General features: G+C 36.5%; 19 protein-coding genes. All 19 read right to left on the minus strand.

Going from position 1 to position 20,908, the window contains the following annotated elements:
- Window positions 1-21 precede the first annotated feature (21 nt).
- The 19 genes from F7888_RS04450 to asd all read right to left on the minus strand — a co-directional run bounded on the left by F7888_RS04450 (window position 22) and on the right by asd (window position 20,884).
- On the minus strand, window positions 22-1,263 hold the full coding sequence (locus F7888_RS04450; RefSeq protein ID WP_191777599.1) for a competence/damage-inducible protein A: 1,242 nt from the start codon (window positions 1,261-1,263) through the stop codon (window positions 22-24).
- 17 nt (window positions 1,264-1,280) lie between these two features.
- Window positions 1,281-1,859 (minus strand): CDP-diacylglycerol--glycerol-3-phosphate 3-phosphatidyltransferase, encoded by a 579-nt coding sequence (gene pgsA, locus F7888_RS04455; RefSeq protein WP_225228603.1) that lies wholly within the window; start codon window positions 1,857-1,859, stop codon window positions 1,281-1,283.
- A gap of 105 nt (window positions 1,860-1,964) precedes the next feature.
- Window positions 1,965-2,879, minus strand: a complete 915-nt coding sequence (locus F7888_RS04460) for a helix-turn-helix domain-containing protein (protein ID WP_191777604.1) — start codon at window positions 2,877-2,879, stop codon at window positions 1,965-1,967.
- Between the two features lie 11 nt (window positions 2,880-2,890).
- Complete coding sequence (locus F7888_RS04465; RefSeq protein ID WP_191777606.1) at window positions 2,891-3,682, minus strand: DUF3388 domain-containing protein; 792 nt, start codon at window positions 3,680-3,682, stop codon at window positions 2,891-2,893.
- A 163-nt stretch (window positions 3,683-3,845) separates the two neighbouring features.
- Window positions 3,846-4,106, minus strand: coding sequence for a DUF3243 domain-containing protein (locus F7888_RS04470; protein WP_191777608.1), 261 nt, complete (start codon window positions 4,104-4,106; stop codon window positions 3,846-3,848).
- A gap of 89 nt (window positions 4,107-4,195) precedes the next feature.
- Window positions 4,196-4,915: an elongation factor P 5-aminopentanone reductase gene (gene ymfI / locus F7888_RS04475; protein ID WP_191777610.1), complete on the minus strand. Its 720-nt coding sequence runs from the start codon at window positions 4,913-4,915 to the stop codon at window positions 4,196-4,198.
- An 81-nt stretch (window positions 4,916-4,996) separates the two neighbouring features.
- The gene (gene yfmH / locus F7888_RS04480; RefSeq protein ID WP_191777612.1) at window positions 4,997-6,283 is read right to left on the minus strand and encodes an EF-P 5-aminopentanol modification-associated protein YfmH; all 1,287 of its coding nucleotides are present in this window, start codon (window positions 6,281-6,283) and stop codon (window positions 4,997-4,999) included.
- A 1-nt stretch (window position 6,284) separates the two neighbouring features.
- Window positions 6,285-7,562, minus strand: coding sequence for an EF-P 5-aminopentanol modification-associated protein YfmF (yfmF, locus tag F7888_RS04485; protein ID WP_191777614.1), 1,278 nt, complete (start codon window positions 7,560-7,562; stop codon window positions 6,285-6,287).
- A 412-nt stretch (window positions 7,563-7,974) separates the two neighbouring features.
- Window positions 7,975-8,928: an ABC transporter permease gene (locus tag F7888_RS04490; RefSeq protein ID WP_191777616.1), complete on the minus strand. Its 954-nt coding sequence runs from the start codon at window positions 8,926-8,928 to the stop codon at window positions 7,975-7,977.
- Between the two features lies 1 nt (window position 8,929).
- On the minus strand, window positions 8,930-10,009 hold the full coding sequence (locus F7888_RS04495) for an ABC transporter permease (RefSeq protein ID WP_191777618.1): 1,080 nt from the start codon (window positions 10,007-10,009) through the stop codon (window positions 8,930-8,932).
- Window positions 10,006-11,529: an ABC transporter ATP-binding protein gene (locus tag F7888_RS04500; RefSeq protein WP_191777620.1), complete on the minus strand. Its 1,524-nt coding sequence runs from the start codon at window positions 11,527-11,529 to the stop codon at window positions 10,006-10,008. Before F7888_RS04500 ends, F7888_RS04495 begins: the two co-directional genes overlap by 4 nt.
- Before the next feature lie 296 nt (window positions 11,530-11,825).
- Window positions 11,826-12,923: a BMP family lipoprotein gene (locus tag F7888_RS04505; RefSeq protein ID WP_191777621.1), complete on the minus strand. Its 1,098-nt coding sequence runs from the start codon at window positions 12,921-12,923 to the stop codon at window positions 11,826-11,828.
- 153 nt (window positions 12,924-13,076) lie between these two features.
- Window positions 13,077-13,802 (minus strand): GntR family transcriptional regulator, encoded by a 726-nt coding sequence (locus F7888_RS04510; RefSeq protein WP_191777623.1) that lies wholly within the window; start codon window positions 13,800-13,802, stop codon window positions 13,077-13,079.
- A 219-nt stretch (window positions 13,803-14,021) separates the two neighbouring features.
- A complete protein-coding gene (locus tag F7888_RS04515) occupies window positions 14,022-16,373 on the minus strand; it encodes a DNA translocase FtsK (protein WP_191777625.1) in 2,352 nt (783 codons plus the stop codon).
- 130 nt (window positions 16,374-16,503) lie between these two features.
- Window positions 16,504-16,722, minus strand: a complete 219-nt coding sequence (locus tag F7888_RS04520) for a YlzJ-like family protein (protein ID WP_191777627.1) — start codon at window positions 16,720-16,722, stop codon at window positions 16,504-16,506.
- A complete protein-coding gene (locus F7888_RS04525) occupies window positions 16,719-17,474 on the minus strand; it encodes a ClpP family protease (RefSeq protein WP_191777629.1) in 756 nt (251 codons plus the stop codon). The genes F7888_RS04520 and F7888_RS04525 overlap by 4 nt, the downstream gene beginning before the upstream one ends.
- A 120-nt stretch (window positions 17,475-17,594) precedes the next feature.
- Entirely contained in the window at window positions 17,595-18,467 is an 873-nt protein-coding gene (gene dapA / locus F7888_RS04530) for a 4-hydroxy-tetrahydrodipicolinate synthase (protein ID WP_191777631.1), read from the minus strand.
- Between the two features lie 26 nt (window positions 18,468-18,493).
- Window positions 18,494-19,732, minus strand: coding sequence for an aspartate kinase (gene dapG, locus F7888_RS04535; RefSeq protein ID WP_191777633.1), 1,239 nt, complete (start codon window positions 19,730-19,732; stop codon window positions 18,494-18,496).
- A 102-nt stretch (window positions 19,733-19,834) separates the two neighbouring features.
- Window positions 19,835-20,884, minus strand: coding sequence for an aspartate-semialdehyde dehydrogenase (asd, locus tag F7888_RS04540; RefSeq protein WP_191777635.1), 1,050 nt, complete (start codon window positions 20,882-20,884; stop codon window positions 19,835-19,837).
- Window positions 20,885-20,908 lie beyond the last annotated feature (24 nt).

Here is a 20,908-nt window from a genome sequence, read left to right on the forward strand (position 1 = left end):
ATATTATAAGGGACAGTCTCATTATGTTTCATTGAGTACTTGTAGAATATAATGGAATCCGTATTTAACTGTACGCATGCGAATCCCATTTCGAGTGCCTGCTAATTTCAACGAATAGACTTTTGTTGGCTTCTGCTTAAAAGCTAAACCAATATAAACAGTGCCTACTGGTTTTCCTTCGCTCTCATCAGGCCCTGCGACACCTGTAAAACTAATACCGATATCAGTACCAAGTAAATCTCTAACATTTTCAGCCAAAGTTCTTGCAGTTTTTTCACTTATTGCACCATCAGAAGAAAGTATGTCTGGACTTACTTGAAGGACATTCTGCTTCACTTCATTTGAATAGCAAACAATCGCACTTGCAAAAACTTGTGATGAACCTTGCTCATTCGTTAACTCTTGGGCAAATAACCCTCCAGTTAAGCTTTCAGCACTAGAGACAGTCAATTTATGATTGATTAGCTTCTTCATCACTTCAGAGACTAATGAAGTAGTACCATAACCATACATAAACTCACCAACACGTGAAGTGATTTTTTCTTCCACCTCGTCAAGAAGAACCTTTGTCATTTCAATTGACCGATGCTTTGCAGTCAATCTTAACGTAACCTCACCGTCAGCTGCGAGTGGCGCAATTGTTGGATTGGTTTGGGCATCAATTAAGTCCTCAATCTCGGTTTCTAATTGGGATTCTCCAATCCCAAAGAACCGAAGAACACGGGATTCAATATGATCTACTTCTCCTAGCTGCTTTAATAAATATTCTTTTCCATACGAAATAAACATCGGCTGCATTTCTTTTGGTGGACCCGGTAATAGCATATAAGTAATGTTCTGAATTTGAATTCCCATTCCAGGCGCCATCCCATGATCATTTTGGAGCACAGATGAACCTTCTATGACCAATGCTTGTTTTTTATTATTTTCTGTCATTATTCGATTGGTCTGTTTGAAATACTGCTCAATTCCCTCAAGAGCATAGGAATCACTTACTAGATTTCGACCTAGTAATTTAGCAATCGTTTCTTTTGTCAGATCATCTTTCGTCGGCCCCAATCCACCTGTGAAAACAATCAAATTCGAGCGTTTCCTAGCCACTTCAATCGTTTCAGCTAAACGACTAGGATTATCGCCAACAACTGTGTGGTAATATACATTTACCCCAATTTCCGCAAGCTGCTTTGAAAGAAATTGCGCATTACTATTTACAATTTGTCCAAGTAGTAGCTCAGAGCCTACCGCAATGATCTCTGCATTCACATCTGTTCCCCCATTTTCTATTTCTGATCCACAAATACATCTTTATTTTTTGCAAAATAATCCCAGCCTGATACGATTGTAAATATCACCGCAATCCACAGAGCAATCATATCAAAAGGGAAATTGATTAATTCAAAAGGGAAATTATGTAATAATAAAGCAGAAATTGCAACAACTTGTGCCCACATTTTGATTTTGCCAAGCATTTTCGCCGCTGAAACCTCGCCTCGCTCAGCAATTAGTAAGCGTAAACCAGTTACTGCAAATTCTCTTGTAATTATAATGATAACCATCCATGCAGGAACAGATCCTAATTCAACTAGTACGATTAGTGCAGCTGAAACTAAAAGTTTGTCAGCTAATGGATCTAAGAATTTGCCAAGATTCGTTACAAGATTATGTTTGCGTGCAATATAACCATCTACCCAATCTGTTGCAGAGGCAAATATAAAAATCAATGCACCAATTAAATGTGCGATAGGTATATTCATTGAAGCAATACTTACATCCCCCCATTTAAATAAATCAAGCATAACAATGATAAAAATAGGAATTAATAAGATTCTTGCAACTGTTATTTTATTTGGTAAATTCAATTTTACAACCTCCGAGAAATACTTGTCTTTTTGTTTATTTATATAGTGATAATACACGTATAAAAGAAAAAAAGCCATTATTAGCCATGACTTTTTTCTTCTTTTCTATTCTTGTGTAGGCTCATAGATAATCGTAAATCTTTGACTTACCTGCTCGCTTGGTTCTACTGGGTATTCAAAAGGCTGTCCATTAATTAAAATAGTTGTATCTAACGTTCTTCCAACATTAAAGTTAATCTGTGACTCATTCGAGAAATCAAAAGTTTCAGTATTACCATCTCGTAACATGGCATAGTAAAAGGATTTCCCTAATTGGTTCTTAATATCTAGCCATGTCTCTCCACCCGTACTAGCAGAAACTTCAACGTTGAATGTATCAGTATTCTCTAATTTGTACGTTACATTATTTCCAGATGATTCAACTAATGAAAGCGTAAATGCTGGTTCTGGTTCTTCCTCTTCCACCTCATCTTCAGTTTCAGCACCATCTTCAACAGGCTCTTCTTGACCAGACTCTGTCTCATCAGGAGTATCCGCTGGCGGAATTTCATTTGTTTCTTGGTATTCAGAGCTCTGGCTATTTTCTATGATCGTCTCCTCTGGAGCCTCAGCCACATCTTTCCTTTGTAATAGCCACCAAGCTGTGAATAACCCACCTATAATAAATACAACGAGTATTAAGACTGGGACCATATCAAGAATTTTTGAGCCTTTTGCAGATATTTGCCTTTTACTTCGAACTCTCGATAATTGCTCTGGAAGCTGTTCATTCGTGGTACTAGGTATTTCATCCTTAAATTCCTCAAATAGTTCTTCAGGATCTAATTCTACTGCTTCAGCGTATTGCTTAATAAAGGCTCGAACATAAAATTTCCCTGGCATGACTGAATAATTGCCTTCTTCAATCCCTACCAAGTATCTTTTTTGTATTTTCGTCATTCTTTGCAAGTCATCAAGACTAAGCTTTTTTAATTCTCTCGTTTCTTTTAAACGGTTGCCTAGTTCTGTCAAATATAACACCTACCAATACTTTAAAAGTCGAAACCGGAAAAATCTGATCCCGAGAAGAGTTGTTGATCGTCTACTAATTCATAAGTGATTTCTTCATCAGGATTATTACGTAACTCAATAATATAATCAAAATCTTCTAACGTGTATTCTGAATTCCTTACAAAAACATCTGGGTGCTCAACTACTTTTACAGCGGGTAATCTCATGATTTCTCTAACCAATTGCCAATGCTTCTCAGATGCACGTTTTGTGGAAACAATCCCATCAATAATGAAAAGATTGTCAGCATTATACTCATCCTCAATCAACTGACTTCTAATGGTTTGTTTTAAAAGGGTTGATGAAACAAATAACCAGCGCTTATTTGCACAAACACTAGCAGCTACAACTGATTCTGTCTTCCCAACTCTTGGCATCCCTCGAATTCCAATTAACTTATGGCCTTCTTGTTTATATATTTCAGCCATGAAATCAACAAGCAATCCTAATTCATCACGAACAAATCTAAATGTTTTTTTATCATCTGCATCTCTTTGGATATACCGTCCATGACGTACCGCTAGTCGATCTCTAACTTTAGGCTCCCTAATCTTGGTAACAGTTATGTTATCCATTGTATGTAAAATTGATTCAAGTCTCTCAATTTGTTCATTGTTATCACATAGTAATAATAAACCACGTCTACGATCATTCACACCATTAATCGTTACAATATTTATTGATAACATCCCTAATAAAGACGAAATATCACCAAGTAAGCCTGGACGGTTTTTATGTATTTCATATTCTAAATACCATTCTTTTTTGCTCATAATAAACCATCCCCCTAGCAAATTTCGACTAAAATGATCAAAAACCTTCATATATTTAATCGCTATTTCTATAATAAAACATTTTAATAGTTAATGAAAGGGAGAAGAAGAATTTAAACTAAAAAAAGAGAGGAATAGCCTCTCTCTCCGAGGAAATCCTCTCTTACATGCCTGTGCCTTCGTCTTTAACTAATTTCACCATCATATTAGCGATCGCATGCTGCTCTTCCTCAGAAGCTACGTGCCATAAATCTGCAAGTACCTTTTCTTGAGCATTTTTTGGCTCTACTTGAGTAGAAAGATACTCACCTAGCTGATAAGCTAAATCAGTAATAACATTCTGATCCATTCCCTCTTGCTGAGCTTGGTGCAAACGATCACCTAAAAAATCCTTCCATTGTTCAAAGTTATCTAAAACAGACATAAGTGACCCTCCTTTTAGGATAATACAGAATTAGTTTGCCAAACTCCAAAGGATTTATACTTTTTCTTACATGATTTTATAACTAATTACTAACAGTGCCAACCACCATTAACAGATAAAACCTGGCCTGTCATATAGGAAGCTTTATCAGAGCAAAGAAAGCCAACTACTTCAGCAATCTCTTCTGGTTTTCCTAACCTCCCCATTGGAATTTCTTCCTTTAAGGCAGTTTTATCGTCTTCTGTAAATAAATTTAACATTTGGGTATCAATCGCTCCAGGCGCAATCGCATTCACACGTATACCACTTAGAGAGACTTCTTTTGCTAATGCCTTTACAAAAGAATTCTGACTTCCTTTAACCATAGAATAGAGTACTTCACAGGAGGCTCCTATAAGACCCCAAATCGATGTAATCATAATTATGTTGCCTTGTTTGTTTGAAACCATGTTTGGTAATAAACTTTTTATCAACATAAAAGGGCTTGTAGTATGTAGAGTGATCATTTCATTTACTTCTGCTTCAGTCATGTCAGTAACAAGACCAAAATAGCTATTCCCCGCATTATTAATAATTGTAGTAATTGGATGTGTGATTTGTTCTAATAAATCACTAACCCCACCAGGTTTAGACAAATCAGCTTGGACAATATGTATGTTTTTATTGTTAGTACGAGCTACAAACTCCCTTAATTCGTAGTCATTCTTGCTATAATGAAGATATAATGAATATCCTTGCTCATATAGAATTTTGGCAATACTCATTCCTATCCCACCACTTGCTCCGGTAATTAGTGCGTACTTTTCCATAATGTAACCTTCCTATCTTAAGCTCAAAATAATTGACCTCCTCGATTTTTGCGAGCAGGCCAATCACAATTCATTTAAATTTCACCCTTTTGGGACAACATGACATTCTGTAAAGAATTTCTCATCAAATGTTTGTTTCGCTACTTCTTGAATATCTTCAATCGTTAGTTTCTCAAGTACAGGTACCACTTCAAACAGATCCATATCGTTAAAAGCATATCTAGTAAACTGATTAGCAATAAACTCTGGAGAGTTAATCGCACGTAAGAATGCGCCAATTTTCTTCTTTTTAGCACGTTCTAACTGTTCAACAGTGAAGTTTGAGTCTCTTGCGTTTAAAAGTACATCCTTTATCCGAGAGGACAACGCATCTGGCTCTGGAGTATCACCACCTAAAATAACAAAACCAAATCCCGCTTCTTCAGTATAATCATAAGAGAATGTATCATCAATGAGACCATCATCATATAGACCTTCATACACCTCAGAACTTTTTCCAAAAAGGATATCCAGAATGAGGTTGATTGAAAGCTCATGCTTTAAAAGGTCCATCCCTGATCTTGTAGGATTTTGCGCCTTAACCCCTACTAGGCATTTGGAAGACTGTACATTCATCTCAAGAACCTGCTTCTTCTCAGCTACCTCTGCTGGCTCTTCCTCAAATTTCCGGACAATCTCTGCCTGTTCCTTATAATCCTTTTTCGCCTGATTTTCTCGTACAAAATCTAAAATCTTGTCGGCTTCAACCGATCCTACAATGAATAACAGCATATTACTTGGATGATAAAAAGTCTCATAACATTCATAGAGCATATCTTTAGTAATTTTAGCAATTGAATCAATTGTACCAGCGATATCAATTTTGACGGGGTGATTTTTATACATATTTTGAATCACACCAAAGTAAAGTCTCCAATCGGGATTGTCATCATACATTGTAATTTCCTGTCCGATGATTCCCTTCTCTTTTTCAACCGTTTTCTCAGTAAAATAAGGACTTTGAACGAAATCAATCAATGTCTCTAGATTCTGTTCCACATTTGACGTACTAGAAAATAAATAAGCAGTCCTTGTGAATGAGGTAAATGCATTTGCAGATGCACCTTGTTTACTGAAATCCTGAAACACATCGCCATCTTCTTTTTCAAACAACTTATGCTCCAAAAAATGGGCAATTCCGTCTGGTACCTTCGTTAACTCAGTTTTTCCTGCTGGAATAAACTGATTATCGACAGAACCATATTTAGTTGTAAAGGTGGCATATGTTTTGTTAAATCCCTTTTTAGGCAAAACATACACATCTAAGCCGTTTGGTAGCTTTTCGTAATATAGTTCCTCTTGTAATTGTTCAAATGTGATTTTTTCCATTTTAATTGTCAGCCTCCATTCCAGTAAGGAAATAGATGGTGTCGAGCTTTATTTTTTCAGCAACCTGGATAATTTCATCTTTTGTGACTTGTTTAAGACCTTCTAACCATTCAGTGAGATCTCTTTTCTTATCAGCTACAACGTTATGATATAAAATATCAATCATCCCACTAGGAGTATCAATCGTTTCAAGTAATTGATTGTTAATCACAGCTTTTGTTTGGGAAATAACATCTTCTGTGAATTCACCATTTTTCATTGCTTCCATTTGTTCATTAATAATCGTAACGGCTTTATCAAAGTTATTAAATTCGATACCTGACATAACCATTAGTAAGCCTTTATGACTCTCAACTCTAGAGGCTGCGTAATAAGCAAGGCTTTCTTTCTCACGAACATTAAGAAATAATTTTGAATGAGAGAAACCACCATAAATTCCATTAAATACTTGAAGGGCTAAATAATCAGGGTCACTATAGGTGATGTTCGTTCTAAAACCAATATTAAGCTTCCCTTGCTTCACATCTTGTTTTTCAATGACTTTATTCACTTCAGATATAACTGGGGATATTTTGTCGACCTTCTTAGGCTCTCTTTCTTTTAAAACAAAATTTTTCGAGACATATTCAACAACTGAATTTTCATCGAATTTCCCCACAATGTATAAATCAATTTCATCTTCAGCTAATACCTTCTGATAATATTGATACAATGAAGCTGGTGTGATTTTCTCTATGTCTTCAATCCTTCCATTTACATGGAGTGCATACGGTTCATCCTTACACATTTCTTGTACTAATCTTAGATTAGAATATCTCATCTTGTCATCATAAACAGCTTGAATTCGCTGCTTTAAGTTTCTTTTTTCATTATCAAGGGTAGATGGGCTAAAACCATCGTTTTCAGTTACTGGAGACATGACCATTTCTGAAAGAAGTTCAATTGCTTTAAGTAATAATGGTGTTTTATCCTCTAGGAATGTTTCATTGGCAATATCCATTCTAATAGTGATGACATGATACTCACCTTTTTTCATTAAATCGACATTTAAAGTTGCCCCGTATAATTCATCTAAATACCCTCGTAGTTCAATTGTTGTAGGATAGCTTTTTGTTCTTTTCTGCAAAACATATGGTAATAAGGCACGTTCTGTTAAAGTAGCCTCTTCAAGTGGTGCTTTAAGCTTTAACACAATTGTATTGGTTTTATATTTATCAGTATCAATTGTATGAAGGGTAATACCCGCAAGTTCATGCTCTGTCTCACTAAGTAGTTTCATACCTCGCTCCTCCTTAACTTTCAAAAGTAATGTACAACTGTTGATGTAAATGAAGATAACCTGTCTGACCTAGTTTAACCAGATAATCTTGAAACCACACTTTATAACGCTAAATGCATAAGTTAACTTATTTCACGATTATCAACAATATAACCTTGCTTTACCAATATTATCAAGTTTTAGACACCCTTATTTAGAAAAGGTTTGTTTTAAATCCGGAGCCCGAATACACTCCGCGTCCTGTGGCGTAACCCGTGAGCCTCCTCGTCGCAAGCTCCTGTGGGGTCTCACTTTGCTCACTAGACCACTGGAGTCTCCGTGTATTCAGGCTGCTAGTAAACCTTGAGGAAATAACAAAAAAGATCATGATTATGTCTTTAAAAGGCATAATCATGACCATCTATAAAATAATTTATCTTTTACCTGAATCAAATGTCTCCCCAGCTGCTTTTGGAGCTTGAGAGGATTTAGAGAATATGACTAACGCAATCAGCGTCACGACATATGGGAATATCTTCAGAATAATTGGTGGGAATACCGCCAATTGTGGTATGACTTGAGAAACGTTAGCAAGTGTTGTTGCTAGACCAAAGAAGAAAGTCGCTGCAAGAATCCCAAAAGGACGCCATTGTCCAAAGATTAATGAAGCAAGTGCTAAGAAACCTAACCCTGATACAGATCCTGTAAATTCACCAGAATAAGTGACAATGATAAGTCCTCCACCAAGTCCAGCAAATGCACCAGAAATCATAACTCCACTGTAACGGATCTTTCTAACATTCACTCCCGCTGCTTCTGCTGCCTGTGGAAATTCACCACATGATCTCAAACGAAGTCCAAACCGAGTTTTATAAAGAATAAATGTACACAATAGAAGGACTCCTAGAATAAACCAAGTAGTCGGATATGTTCTAGTAAAGAATAAATCTCCTATAATTGGAATCGAAGATAGCCCTGGTACATCCCATGGTGCAAAACCACTTGTAATACGGATATTTCCACTACCAGTAATATTTCTTGATAAGAATACTGTTAAGGCACTAGCAATCATATTAATTGCGGTACCACTGATAATTTGGTTTGCACTTAAATTAATACTTGCAAAAGCATGTAATAAAGAAAATAACACACCTGCAACCATTGACATCAATAACCCTAACCAAAGAGCTAATGAGTGATTCGGTAAGATATCTTGAAGATAAAAAATCGTAAGAGCACCAGAAAATGCACCCATGATCATTAATCCTTCTAGTCCAATATTTACAATACCACTTCGTTCACTGAATAGTCCACCTAATGCAGTAATCAGAAGAGGGATTGTGAAGATAATCGCATAAGGAAAAATTTGTTGTATAACCGTCCACATATTAAGATTCCCCCTTCTTAGTAACTGGACCATTCATGTCTTTTTTATTATTCCTATTTTTCAAGAATTTGTTCATTAATCTTTCAATTAAAACACTCGTTGCTGCAAAATAGATGATAATTGCAATAATTGTATTCGCAATTTCTGGTGGTATTTCTGTCATCGCATTCATGAAGCCTGTTCCTGAATAAAGAAGTCCAAAGAAAATCGCTGCAAAAAATACACCAAATGGATTGTTTGCTCCTAGTAATGCGACTGCAATTCCGTCGAAACCTTGAGTTGGCATAATTCCAATTTGGATGGTTGAAGCATTACCTGTATATAATGCTAGACCGCCAAGTCCTGCTAATCCACCAGAGATTAACATGGATAATACAATATTTCGATTTACACGCATACCTGCATATTCTGCTGCATGACGGTTGAAACCAACAGCCTTAAGTTCATAGCCTAATGTGGTTTTATTAATAATAAATGCAACGATGATCACTACGACGACTGCAATAAATAATCCTAAGTTAATATACGAACCACCAAACATCTCAGATAAGAATGGTGATCTTAATGTTGCTGATTCTGGAAGCTTTCTTGATTCAGTCTCAAGAAATTCTCCTTTAAAATAACCCGGAACAACATAGTAAATCGTCCAATAGGCAATCCAGTTCATCATAATGGTCGCTACAACCTCATGAACATTAAATTTCGCCTTTAATAAGCCTGGAACAAACGCCCAAATTGCACCACCAACAAATCCAGCAATTATCATAATGATTAGTAATAATGGTCTTGAAACATCAAGTGTTAGACCAATTGCTGTAGCAAATAGTCCACCCATTAACATCTGTCCCGGTGTACCTATATTAAATAATCCCGTTCTGAATGCAAAAGCAACTGACAATCCAGAAAAGATAATAGGGGTTGCTGTTGCCAATGTATTCCCAACACGTTCAATGTTTTTCAAACCACCCTGGAATAGGTATGTATATCCTTCAATTGGATTACTCCCTATAATAAACATTAATATTGCACCAGCTATTAATCCAAAGAGAACAGCTAATAATGATACAATCAGATTTCTCATTTATTTCTCTCCTTACTTACGCCCGCCATCATTAGTCCTACTTCATTCTCATCTGTCTCAGAAGCAAGAACCGTTCCAACAAGTTCACCATTATTGACAATGGCAATACGATCAGATAGTTGTAAAACCTCGTCCAACTCTAATGAAACAAGAAGTACAGCTTTGCCATTATCACGATGCTCAATCAATCTCTTATGTATATACTCAATAGATCCAACATCCAAACCACGAGTTGGCTGGACAGCAATAAGCAAATTCGGATTTAACTCAAGCTCTCGACCGATAATTGCTTTTTGCTGATTACCACCAGATAATGTTCTTGCAATTGAAACTGCACCTTCACCAGAACGAACATCAAAGTTTTCTAAGATTTTATTAGTATATTGACGTATTGCTGATTGATTTAATAAACCATACTTTGAGAAAGGAGGTTTATTATAAATTTCTAAAACCATGTTAGATTGTAAGGAGTAATCTAACACCAATCCACGTTTTTGGCGATCTTCTGGAATATGACCTATTCCCTTTTCAATACGCTCACGAATAGGTAAGTTTGAAATATCCTCACCATTGATGAAAACCTTTCCGGATTCTATTTTCCTTAGACCAGTAATTGCTTCAACAAGCTCGGATTGTCCGTTCCCTTCAACTCCAGCAATACCAACTATTTCTCCTGCTTTTACTTGAAGAGAAAATTCCTTTAAACCTAATAATTTTCTGTTATTTTTCACAGAAATAGAATCAATTTCAAGAACAACGTCACCTGGCTTACTTTCTTGTTTATCTACTTTAAAGGATACGTTACGCCCTACCATCATTTCAGCAAGACTTGCCTCACTTGCATCCTTCACATCAACCGTACCAATCGACTTTCCACGTCTAATTACCGTACAACGATCTGCAACTGCCTTAATTTCCTTTAATTTATGAGTAATAATGATAATCGATTTCCCCTCATTAATAAGGTTTTTCATAATTTTCATTAACTCGTCAATTTCATTTGGTGTTAGAACAGCAGTTGGCTCATCTAATATTAGAACCTCCGCTTCACGGTATAGCATTTTAATAATCTCTACTCTTTGCTGCATACCTACAGAGATATCTTCAATTTTCGCATGAGGGTCAACATTCAAACCATAATGCTTCGACAATTCCTCAATTCTCATAGCCGCTTTATCAATATCAAGAACTAGACCCTTCCGTGGTTCACTGCCTAATATAATATTTTCAGTGACTGTAAAATTGTCAACTAATTTAAAATGCTGATGTACCATCCCAATCCCTAAACGATTTGCCACATTTGGATTGGAAATACGTACTTCCTGTCCATTTACTTTCACTACGCCTCGTTCTGGTTGATACATTCCGAACAAAATTCCCATTAATGTAGATTTCCCTGCACCATTTTCACCTAATAATGCATGTATTTCTCCTTTTCTTAAGGAAAGTGAAATATTATCATTCGCTACGATACCTGGAAATTCTTTTCGAATATTTAGCATTTCAACAACATACTCCATAGTAGCACTCACCTTTATATAAAGTTCTAATTAACTTAGTATTCTCATTAGCACCTATATTAATATAATATCGGTTTATCCCCTTTTATCTATTCAACAATTATGACTAATGGACGTGGAACAGATTGTTTTCATTCTTTGTCCTCTCACGCCCATACTCGGAAGTTCACTAGGTCCTAGTTCAAAAACTTCCGAGTATGGGCCTGGCACTAATAACAAGCCATTACGAACAAACTGAATTACTTATTTTTTGACATAGAGAAGAGACGGAGAAACCGTCTCTTCGTTATACCCGTTTACTTTAATAAATCGCCTTGTTCTTGAGAAATCTCAATATCTCCAGCTTTGATTTGCTCATAGATTTCTGCAACTTTTGTTACAGTCTCTTCGCTTAAGTTTGGATTTTCTTCTGGAATACCTACTCCATCATTTGTTGCATCGAAAGTTAATGTTTCGCCACCAGGGAAGTCTCCATCTAATTCACGCTTGATCATATCATAAGCAACAGCATCTAATTTCTTCATTGCAGAAGTTAAGATAACTGATTTTTCACCTTCATAGATACCATCTGCATATTGGTCAGTGTCAACACCAATGATCCATACATCTTGTCCTGCTTGTACACGAGTTTTTGCTTCGTTAATCGCTCCAACTCCAACTCCACCAGCAGCAGTGAAGATAGCGTCTACACCACGATCAAACATTTGTGCAGCAATTTGTCCACCTGCAGCTACATCATCAAATGTACCTTGGTAAATAACATTTTCTGCATTAATAGTGATATTTGTATCTAGGTTTTCATTTGCATAGGCAATACCTTGTTGGAAGCCCCAGTTGAATTTTTGTACAGCTGGAATTTCCATACCACCGATAAATCCAACTTCACCTTCTTTTAATTGAAGAGCAGTTGCTACAGCAGCTAAGAATCCTGATTCATGCTCTGCAAAGAAAATTGACACTGTGTTGTCTTTAACAGCTGATACGAAATCACCTGAGTGAGGATAACCATCAATGATTACGAATTTTGCATCTTCATATCTGTCTTGCGCTTGGAACACAGCTGTTTCAAATTTGAATCCTGGTGTAACGATGAACTTGTAATCAGCATCGTAAAGGTTACCAATTTCTTTCAAATAATCAGCTTCAGTAGTTCCAGCAGGCTTTAGGTACTTTTCTTGAATCTTTAAGTCTTCTTTTGCTTGAAGAATTCCTTCCCAAGTTCCTTGGTTGAATGACTTATCATCAATAGTTCCTGCATCAGTAACCATACCTACCTTAAGGCCATCTTTAGATCCTTCAGATCCGCCAGCATTGTTATCGGCATCTCCACCGCCACAAGCAGCTAACATAGATACTAGTGCAATTACTAGTACGAAGAGTAAACTCTTTTTCATTAATAACACCCATCCCTTATATGTAATTTTTTAGTATAAAAATTATACCCGCTAATAAGTCGATTAACTTTCTTACTACAGAAAATCAATCAGATAGATTATCTCTTTGTTACCTCACCTCCTTTAATAATTTGTTCAAAAAACAAGAAAATATTATATTCTCTTTCTCACAACGTGAAAATCAAATTTATCAGCTTTAAAATAATTTAGCGAATACAAAATGGGATGATCGTCTTGATCGTAATGCATTTGTTTTAAAACTAGTAATGCCGTTTCTGGTTCACAGTCCAAAATCGGTGAAATTTTTTCGTGATAGCCTAATGGCTCAATATGTGTAATGGCATAGGTTATATCTCGGCCAGCTCTTTTGTTTAGATAATCAAGTAGTGATTCTTCCTCATGCGAGAAGCTTGAAGGTAATATATGACTAACAATCTTATCAATACAATAAATGACCGGCTCACCATTTGCCGTTCTCACTCGTTCCATCATGATGATTTCATCTTGTTTTTCACAAGAAAATCGTTTGATATCATCTTCTGTCGCACTATTTACATTGGACGAAAGAAAAATGGTTCCTGGCGACATTCCTGCCTGTTGAATCATATCTGTTACACTATTTAGTTGCTCAATCCCAGATGTAAACAATGGTTTAGCGTTAACAAATGTTCCTACTCCATGTCTTCTGACAACAATATTCTCTTCTTCAAGGATTCTTAATGCTTCCCTTAAGGTTGCACGGCTAACCCCAAGATTTCTTGCAAGGTCAAATTCAGAAGGAAGCTTTTCTTTTTCTTTATATATACCATTGTCGATGTCATTTTTAATTCGATCAATTACTTGTAGATATAAGTGCCTATTGTCTAACTTTATGGACATTTTGCTGCTCCTCCGTAATATTGTAAAAGACATCAGACCTCTGATGTTAGACAAATTATTATTGAAATTAGCATATCATTTTTTTTCTTATAAATAAATAAGAATTTCGAAAAATGTCGAATATTTTTTTGAAAAAAGTAGGATTATGTCAGATTTTCTTACATCTGAAAATTCCGATACTTTCGACCTACTAAAAAAGAAATAGGAAATTCCTATTTCTTACGTTCCAACATCTTCATTTTGTGATGACATAAGGACTGTTCTTGGTTTACTACCTTCGTAAGGACCAACAACTCCTCTTGCTTCCATCGCATCAATTAATCTAGCAGCTCTTGTATAACCAATTCTAAAGCGTCGTTGTAACATCGAGACAGATGCTGTTTGCATCTCAAGTATTAATTCAACAGCTTCGTTATACAATTCATCCTCTACTTCCTCAGTTACCTCCGTGATCTCCTCTGGAATCATCTCTTCCTGATATTGTGCCTTCTGCTGAGCAATAACAAAGTCAACAACCTCTTCGACCTCGTTATCAGATAGAAATGCCCCTTGAACACGAACTGGCTTTGAAGCTCCTACAGGAAGGAATAGCATGTCCCCTCTTCCTAGTAATTTCTCCGCACCACCCATGTCTAATATTGTTCTAGAATCGGTTTGTGAGGAAACACTGAATGCAATCCTTGAAGGGATATTAGCCTTAATGACTCCTGTTATAACATCTACAGAAGGTCTTTGAGTAGCTATGATTAAATGAATCCCGGCTGCTCTTGCCATTTGCGCTAATCGGGTAATGGAATCCTCCACATCAGAAGAGGCTACCATCATTAAATCTGCAAGCTCGTCCACAATCACAACTATATAAGGTAATGCCGGTTGTTTCGCTTCCTCTTCTTCATTATGCCGTTTTATATAATCATTATAGCCTTCAATGTTTCTTGTTCCACTATGAGAAAACAACTCATATCTTCGTTCCATTTCATTTACCACTTTTTTCAATGCTTGTGAAGCCTTCTTTGGATCTGTTACAACAGGAGCAAGTAGATGAGGTATCCCATTATACATATTCAATTCAACCATTTTAGGGTCAATCATCATCATCTTAACCTCATGCGGCTTCGCTCTCATGAGTACACTAATAATAATCCCATTAATACATACACTCTTCCCGCTTCCAGTTGCACCAGCTACAAGTAAATGTGGCATCTTGTTTAACTCTGCTAATACAGCCTCACCCGAAATATCTCGTCCAAGTCCAATCAGTAATTTTGAATCTGGTCTGTCGTTCTCTTTAACATCTAGAACCTCTCTTAATGAAACCATTGCTACTTCCATATTCGGAACTTCAATCCCAATCGCTGATTTACCAGGGATTGGCGCCTCGATTCGAATATCCTTAGCAGCTAATGCTAGAGCAAGATCATCACTTAAATTCACAATTTTACTAACCTTAACCCCAACATCTGGATACACCTCATATTTCGTAACTGCTGGTCCTAAATGAACCTTCGTTACCTTAGCCTTTACGCCAAAGCTTTGAAATGTCTTTTCCAATTTCCTAGCATTAGCATAGATATTTTCATGCTCTCCGCTTTGATCATTCTTCATTGGTGCACTCAAAAGCTCAATTGGAGGTAGTTCATATGAAGTATTTTCAACCTCTGTAAATGTGATAGGTAGAATTTTCTCTGTCGATTCCTCTTCAGTATGTACTTCTTTTGTTTCCACAGGTTGATTGTTTGCTTCACTTAGATAAGCTCTATCTGCAAAGTTAGAAATAATCGGTGGTGGTGCTTCCTCTTCTTCCGTCTCGGCCAAAATGACTTCCTCAAATTCCTCTTTCTTATCTACCTTTGCCTGAGCTTCTTTCTTAGCAGTAGTAGGGTTTTTCGTTACTTTCTTTTCTTTCTTATCAGCAAGCTTCCTGTTTATATTTTCTTTCCAGGATTTAATATCCTCTACAAAAGAAAGCCATTGATCCTTGAAGAAAGTTACTATCGGTGTTGTCATTTTTACTGTTGTTTCAAATAAAGACTTTCCTGTCACTAAAATAACTCCAATAATAATTAAAAAAACGGAAATCAATTTTGTTCCAGCTTCATCAAATAGAAAATAAGAACCAGCAAAAAGAATTGCTCCTATCATTCCCCCACCAATATCATTAGTACTGGTCTTCCCTGCTTGTTGTTCCCAAAACAACTCAAACGTGTTAATAATGACACTAGGCTGTACAAAGCTTCCATCATTTGATAACAACCTAAACAAGGTGACATGACTTAATAAAAGAATGGAACAGGTTATAAGATAAATCCCAAATAAATGTCTACTTATAAGGCTTGGCCACTCTCGCTTCCAAATAACATAAAGCGATATGAGTAATAACCCAATAAGACCCAATATTGCCCATTCACCTAAAAAGAATCGATAAAAACTATACAGAATCTCCCCGGCTGTTCCAAGTCTTGATAAACCAATACATGTTAATGCTAATAATACTAACCCTATAAGTTCATACTTTAAGGTACTTTTCCATTGATCTTTTTTCTTTTTATTTCGTTTTTTTTGTTTTGCCACTTGATCACCTGCTTATTCATCATGCTAAAACATTACCTTTTAAAGAAGAAAGCAGCCAAAGATTTGGCTGCTACTCATGTCTTTTCATTAAATTATATCACATAAAAGTAAAAAAGTAAGAAGGTATCGTTCATTCTGTTCGGAAAGTAATCCTACTTCCAGGTGTGAATTGTTCATTTAAATAATCTTGTGGATTACTGCTCATCACTTGTACAATATAGTGTTCTCCTGGATTTAATTCATTGACAAGAATTGGAACACCATTCATTTCTATAACTCTTTGCTTCTGAAACTCACGTTCATCTGGAGGATAAATATATTCTTGTGGCATAATCGAATATAAGATCATTGAAGCATCTGTCCACCTTCACTTAGATTTCGTGCCTCGATTAATTCATTCAGCTTTTTTATTGCTTGACCAACCCCACCGACTTCATTAATGAGTCCATATTTCACTGCATCTGAGCCTACAACATTTGTTCCAATATCTCTTGTTAAATTCCCCTTTGAGAACATTAGCTCTTTAAATCGATCTTCTGTAATGTTTGAGTTCTTTGTAACAAAATTAACCACTCGATCCTGCATTTTATCAAGGTATTCGAAGGTTTGTGGCACACCAATCACTAGACCTGTTAGACGAACAGGGTGGATCGTCATTGTAGCCGTTTCGGCAATATATGAATAATCACAAGACACCGCTATTGGAACACCTATTGAATGTCCGCCACCTAAAACAATCGATACAGTTGGTTTTGATAATGAAGCTAACATTTCAGATATGGCTAAGCCTGCTTCAACATCACCGCCTACTGTATTCAAAATCACTAATAACCCTTCTATTTTTGGATTTTGTTCAATTGCAACAATTTGCGGGATGACATGTTCATATTTCGTAGTTTTATTTTGTGGTGGCAGTTGCATATGCCCTTCAATTTGTCCAATGATTGTCAAACAATGTATCTTAGAATCACCAGACATTTGCGGTACATTCGTCTGTCCTAGCTGTTGAATTTTTTCAATCAGATTAGGAGCTTTTCCTTCAGTTCCTTTATCTTGACCTTCTTCAGGTTGCTCATTTGTTATGTATTGATCGTTGTCCATAAGTATCCCCTTTCAAGCGATAGTCTCATATTATTATTAACGACTATCTCTTGAAACATTCCCTCTTACTCATAGAATCAAATGTTTTCAAAAAAAAAGAGCTGATCAATTGATCAACTCTTAAAGGTTTTGTAGTGAATGAAACAAAGTCGTACGTTCTTGTTCTGTTAGTGGTATTAATGGCAATCTTACTGATCCTACATCTAGTCCCTTTAGCTGTAAAGCTGTTTTGACAGGAGTCGGACTTGGTGCCTTAAACAAAGATTTCATAATTGGTAATAAGCGTTGATGATATTTTGCTGCTTCGGCGATTTGCCCTTTTTCAAATAAGGAAATCATTTCTTGCATCTCGTTCCCCATAATATGAGAAGCAACAGACACGATTCCTTTTCCTCCAATCGACATAACCGGGATTGTCAACGCATCATCCCCACAGTAAACGGAAAAATCATCATCCGTGTTTGCAATAATTTCAGTAATCGCATCTAAATTACCGCTTGCTTCTTTAACTGCTATAACATTAGGGATTTTTGACAACTTAATAGTGACATCAGCTGAAATATTTACAACAGATCTAGCTGGAATATTATAAATCATAACAGGTAGAGAAGTACTTTCTGCAATTTTTTTGAAATGCTGATAAAGCCCTTCCTGACATGGCTTATTATAATAAGGTGCAACAAGCATCACTGCATCTACCCCTGTGTCTGCAGCCTTTTTCGTTAATTCAATTGATGCATACGTATTATTACTCCCAGTTCCAGCGATCACTGGTATACGACCATCCACAACTTGAACCACATGTTTAAAAAGTGCTATTTTTTCTTCAGATGATAGGGTAGGAGACTCACCTGTTGTACCTGCTATTACTAATGAATCTGTTCCGTTATTGATAAGATAGTTGACCAATTGAGTCGTTTTTACAAAGTCTATATTCCCTCTACTGTCAAATGGGGTAACCATTGCAGTCGAAACTTTTCCAAAATCTATCATGCTACTTACACTCCTAACAATTAATACTATTTGGTTGTTTTAGCTGGGTTTTCTGATAGTTGAAAAGCAGTGTGTAGAGCGTTAATTGCCTTATGCATATCTTCTTGTTTAACTAACACCCAAATGGTTGTATGGCTATCAGCCGATTGTAAAATACCAATCCCTTGTTCAGATAAAGCCGTTACAATCTTAGCGGTAACTCCAGGAACACCGTTCATACCTGCACCTACAGTTGATACCTTGGCACATTCACGAGTGACTGAAGGCTGATATCCTAACTCCTCTAGAATCTTAACTGCCTTATCTGTTTTATCACCAGCAACTGTATATACAACACTTGTTGGTGTAATATTGAAGAAATCAACACTAATCTTTTCTTTCGCCATCGCTTTAAAGACTTCTGTCTGAACATTATACTGTCCTTTTTTCGCTTGAACCTTAATTTGCGATACATTTGAAACATGTGCAATTCCTGTTATCACTCGTTCCTTCACATCTGTTCCTTTATTCTCTTCTTTGTTAATACTTGTTACAAGAGTACCAACAGAATCAGAATATGTGGAGCGAATACGAATTGGAACTTTCGCTTGCATTGCAATCTCTACTGCGCGAGGATGAATCACTTTTGCCCCTTGGTATGCCATGTTACAAATTTCTGTATAGGTTACAGAAGTTAATGGTCTTGCATCCTTCACGATTCTAGGATCTGCTGTCATAACACCTTCTACATCGGTAAAGATATCAATCCATTTCGCTTGGATGGCTGCACCAATTGCCGCAGCTGATGTGTCACTACCACCGCGTCCAAGTGTAGTTATATCCCCTAACTCATTAATTCCTTGAAAACCAGTCACTACAACTACATCATATTCTTCCATGGCTGCTAGGAGTCGGTCACATTTCATTTCGATGATTTTACCATTTGTGTGATCGTTGTTCGTTCTAAATCCTGCCTGCGCTCCATTAAAAGCAGTTGCACGAATACCATTTTTATTTAACATATTAGAAAAAACAACACTTGAAATTAATTCACCACATGCCATTAGCATATCAATTTCTCTTAAGTTCAATGTCGTCTGGTTCCCATCAACTAGATTTAATAATGTATCAGTTGCATATGGGTCACCATCTCGGCCCATTGCTGAAACGACAACAACGACTTTGTTCCCTTCATCAATTGCTTTTTGGATATGGTTTCTAGCTAATTCTCTAGATGTCTCATCTTTAACAGATGTTCCTCCAAATTTTTGGACGATTATACTCATTTAATTAAACACCCCGTATAGATGTCATAGATTAATGGATAGAAAGTGACATGAATGACTCTCTATCCAAATCTCCGTCATATCAATTCATATTTTTCTTACTTATTTAACTAACCCTAACTTTAATAGACTTTCAGCGATTTGAACAGAGTTCCATGCAGCGCCCTTCAGTAAATTATCTGAAACAACCCACATATGGAATCCTTTATCGTTGTCTAAGTCTTTTCTGATTCTACCTACAAATACATCGTTTTTACCAACGCAGTCTGCTGGCATTGGGTAGACCTGATTAGCAGGATCATCCTGTAACGTCACACCTGGTGAATCCTGTAATAAGCTCTTGATTTGTTCAGAGCTTACACCACTTTCGTTCACTTCAAAATAAACAGACTCTGAATGTCCTGTTTCTACTGGCAAACGTACACATGTAGCTGCCACTTGAAGATCAGGCATTGACATTATTTTTTTCGTTTCATTAATCATTTTCATTTCTTCAAAGGTAAATCCATTATCTTGGAATTTATCAATTTGTGGGACTGCATTAAAAGCAATTTGGTAATGCTTCTTATCTCCTTTAACAGGAAGAATCTCTGGCTTGATTTCTTTGCCTTCGAGAATCGCTTTACTTTGCTCTTTCAATTCGTTAATCGCAGCAGCTCCTGCACCAGAAACAGCTTGATATGTCGAAACAATCACTTTATTTAATCCGTAAGATTTTCTAACTGGTTCTAACGCAACAACCATTTGAATTGTTGAGCAATTTGGATTGGCAATAATTCCATTATGAGTATGAAGTGCCTCTTCATTCACTTCAGGTACTACAAGTGGCACATTCTCGTCCATACGGAAAGCACTTGTATTATCTACAACGATAGCACCACGCTTAACTGCTTCAGGAGCCATCTTTTTTGAGATATCTCCACCTGCACTAAATAGTGCAATGTCAACACCTTCAAATTTATCTGGAGTAGCTACTTCTACTGTAATTTCTTGACCATTAAATGTAACCTTCTTACCTGCTGATCGCTCAGAAGATAACAGTGTCAATTTTCCAACTGGAAAGCCTCTAGATTCTAATGTTTGAATCATTTGTTGGCCTACTGCTCCTGTTGCACCAAGTACGGCTACATGTATTCCATTTGTTTTACTCATTTCTTTACCCCCAATTTATATCCA

Origin of the sequence: Litchfieldia stipae, assembly GCF_014837155.1 — a bacterium.
GTDB lineage: Bacteria > Bacillota > Bacilli > Bacillales > Bacillaceae_L > Litchfieldia.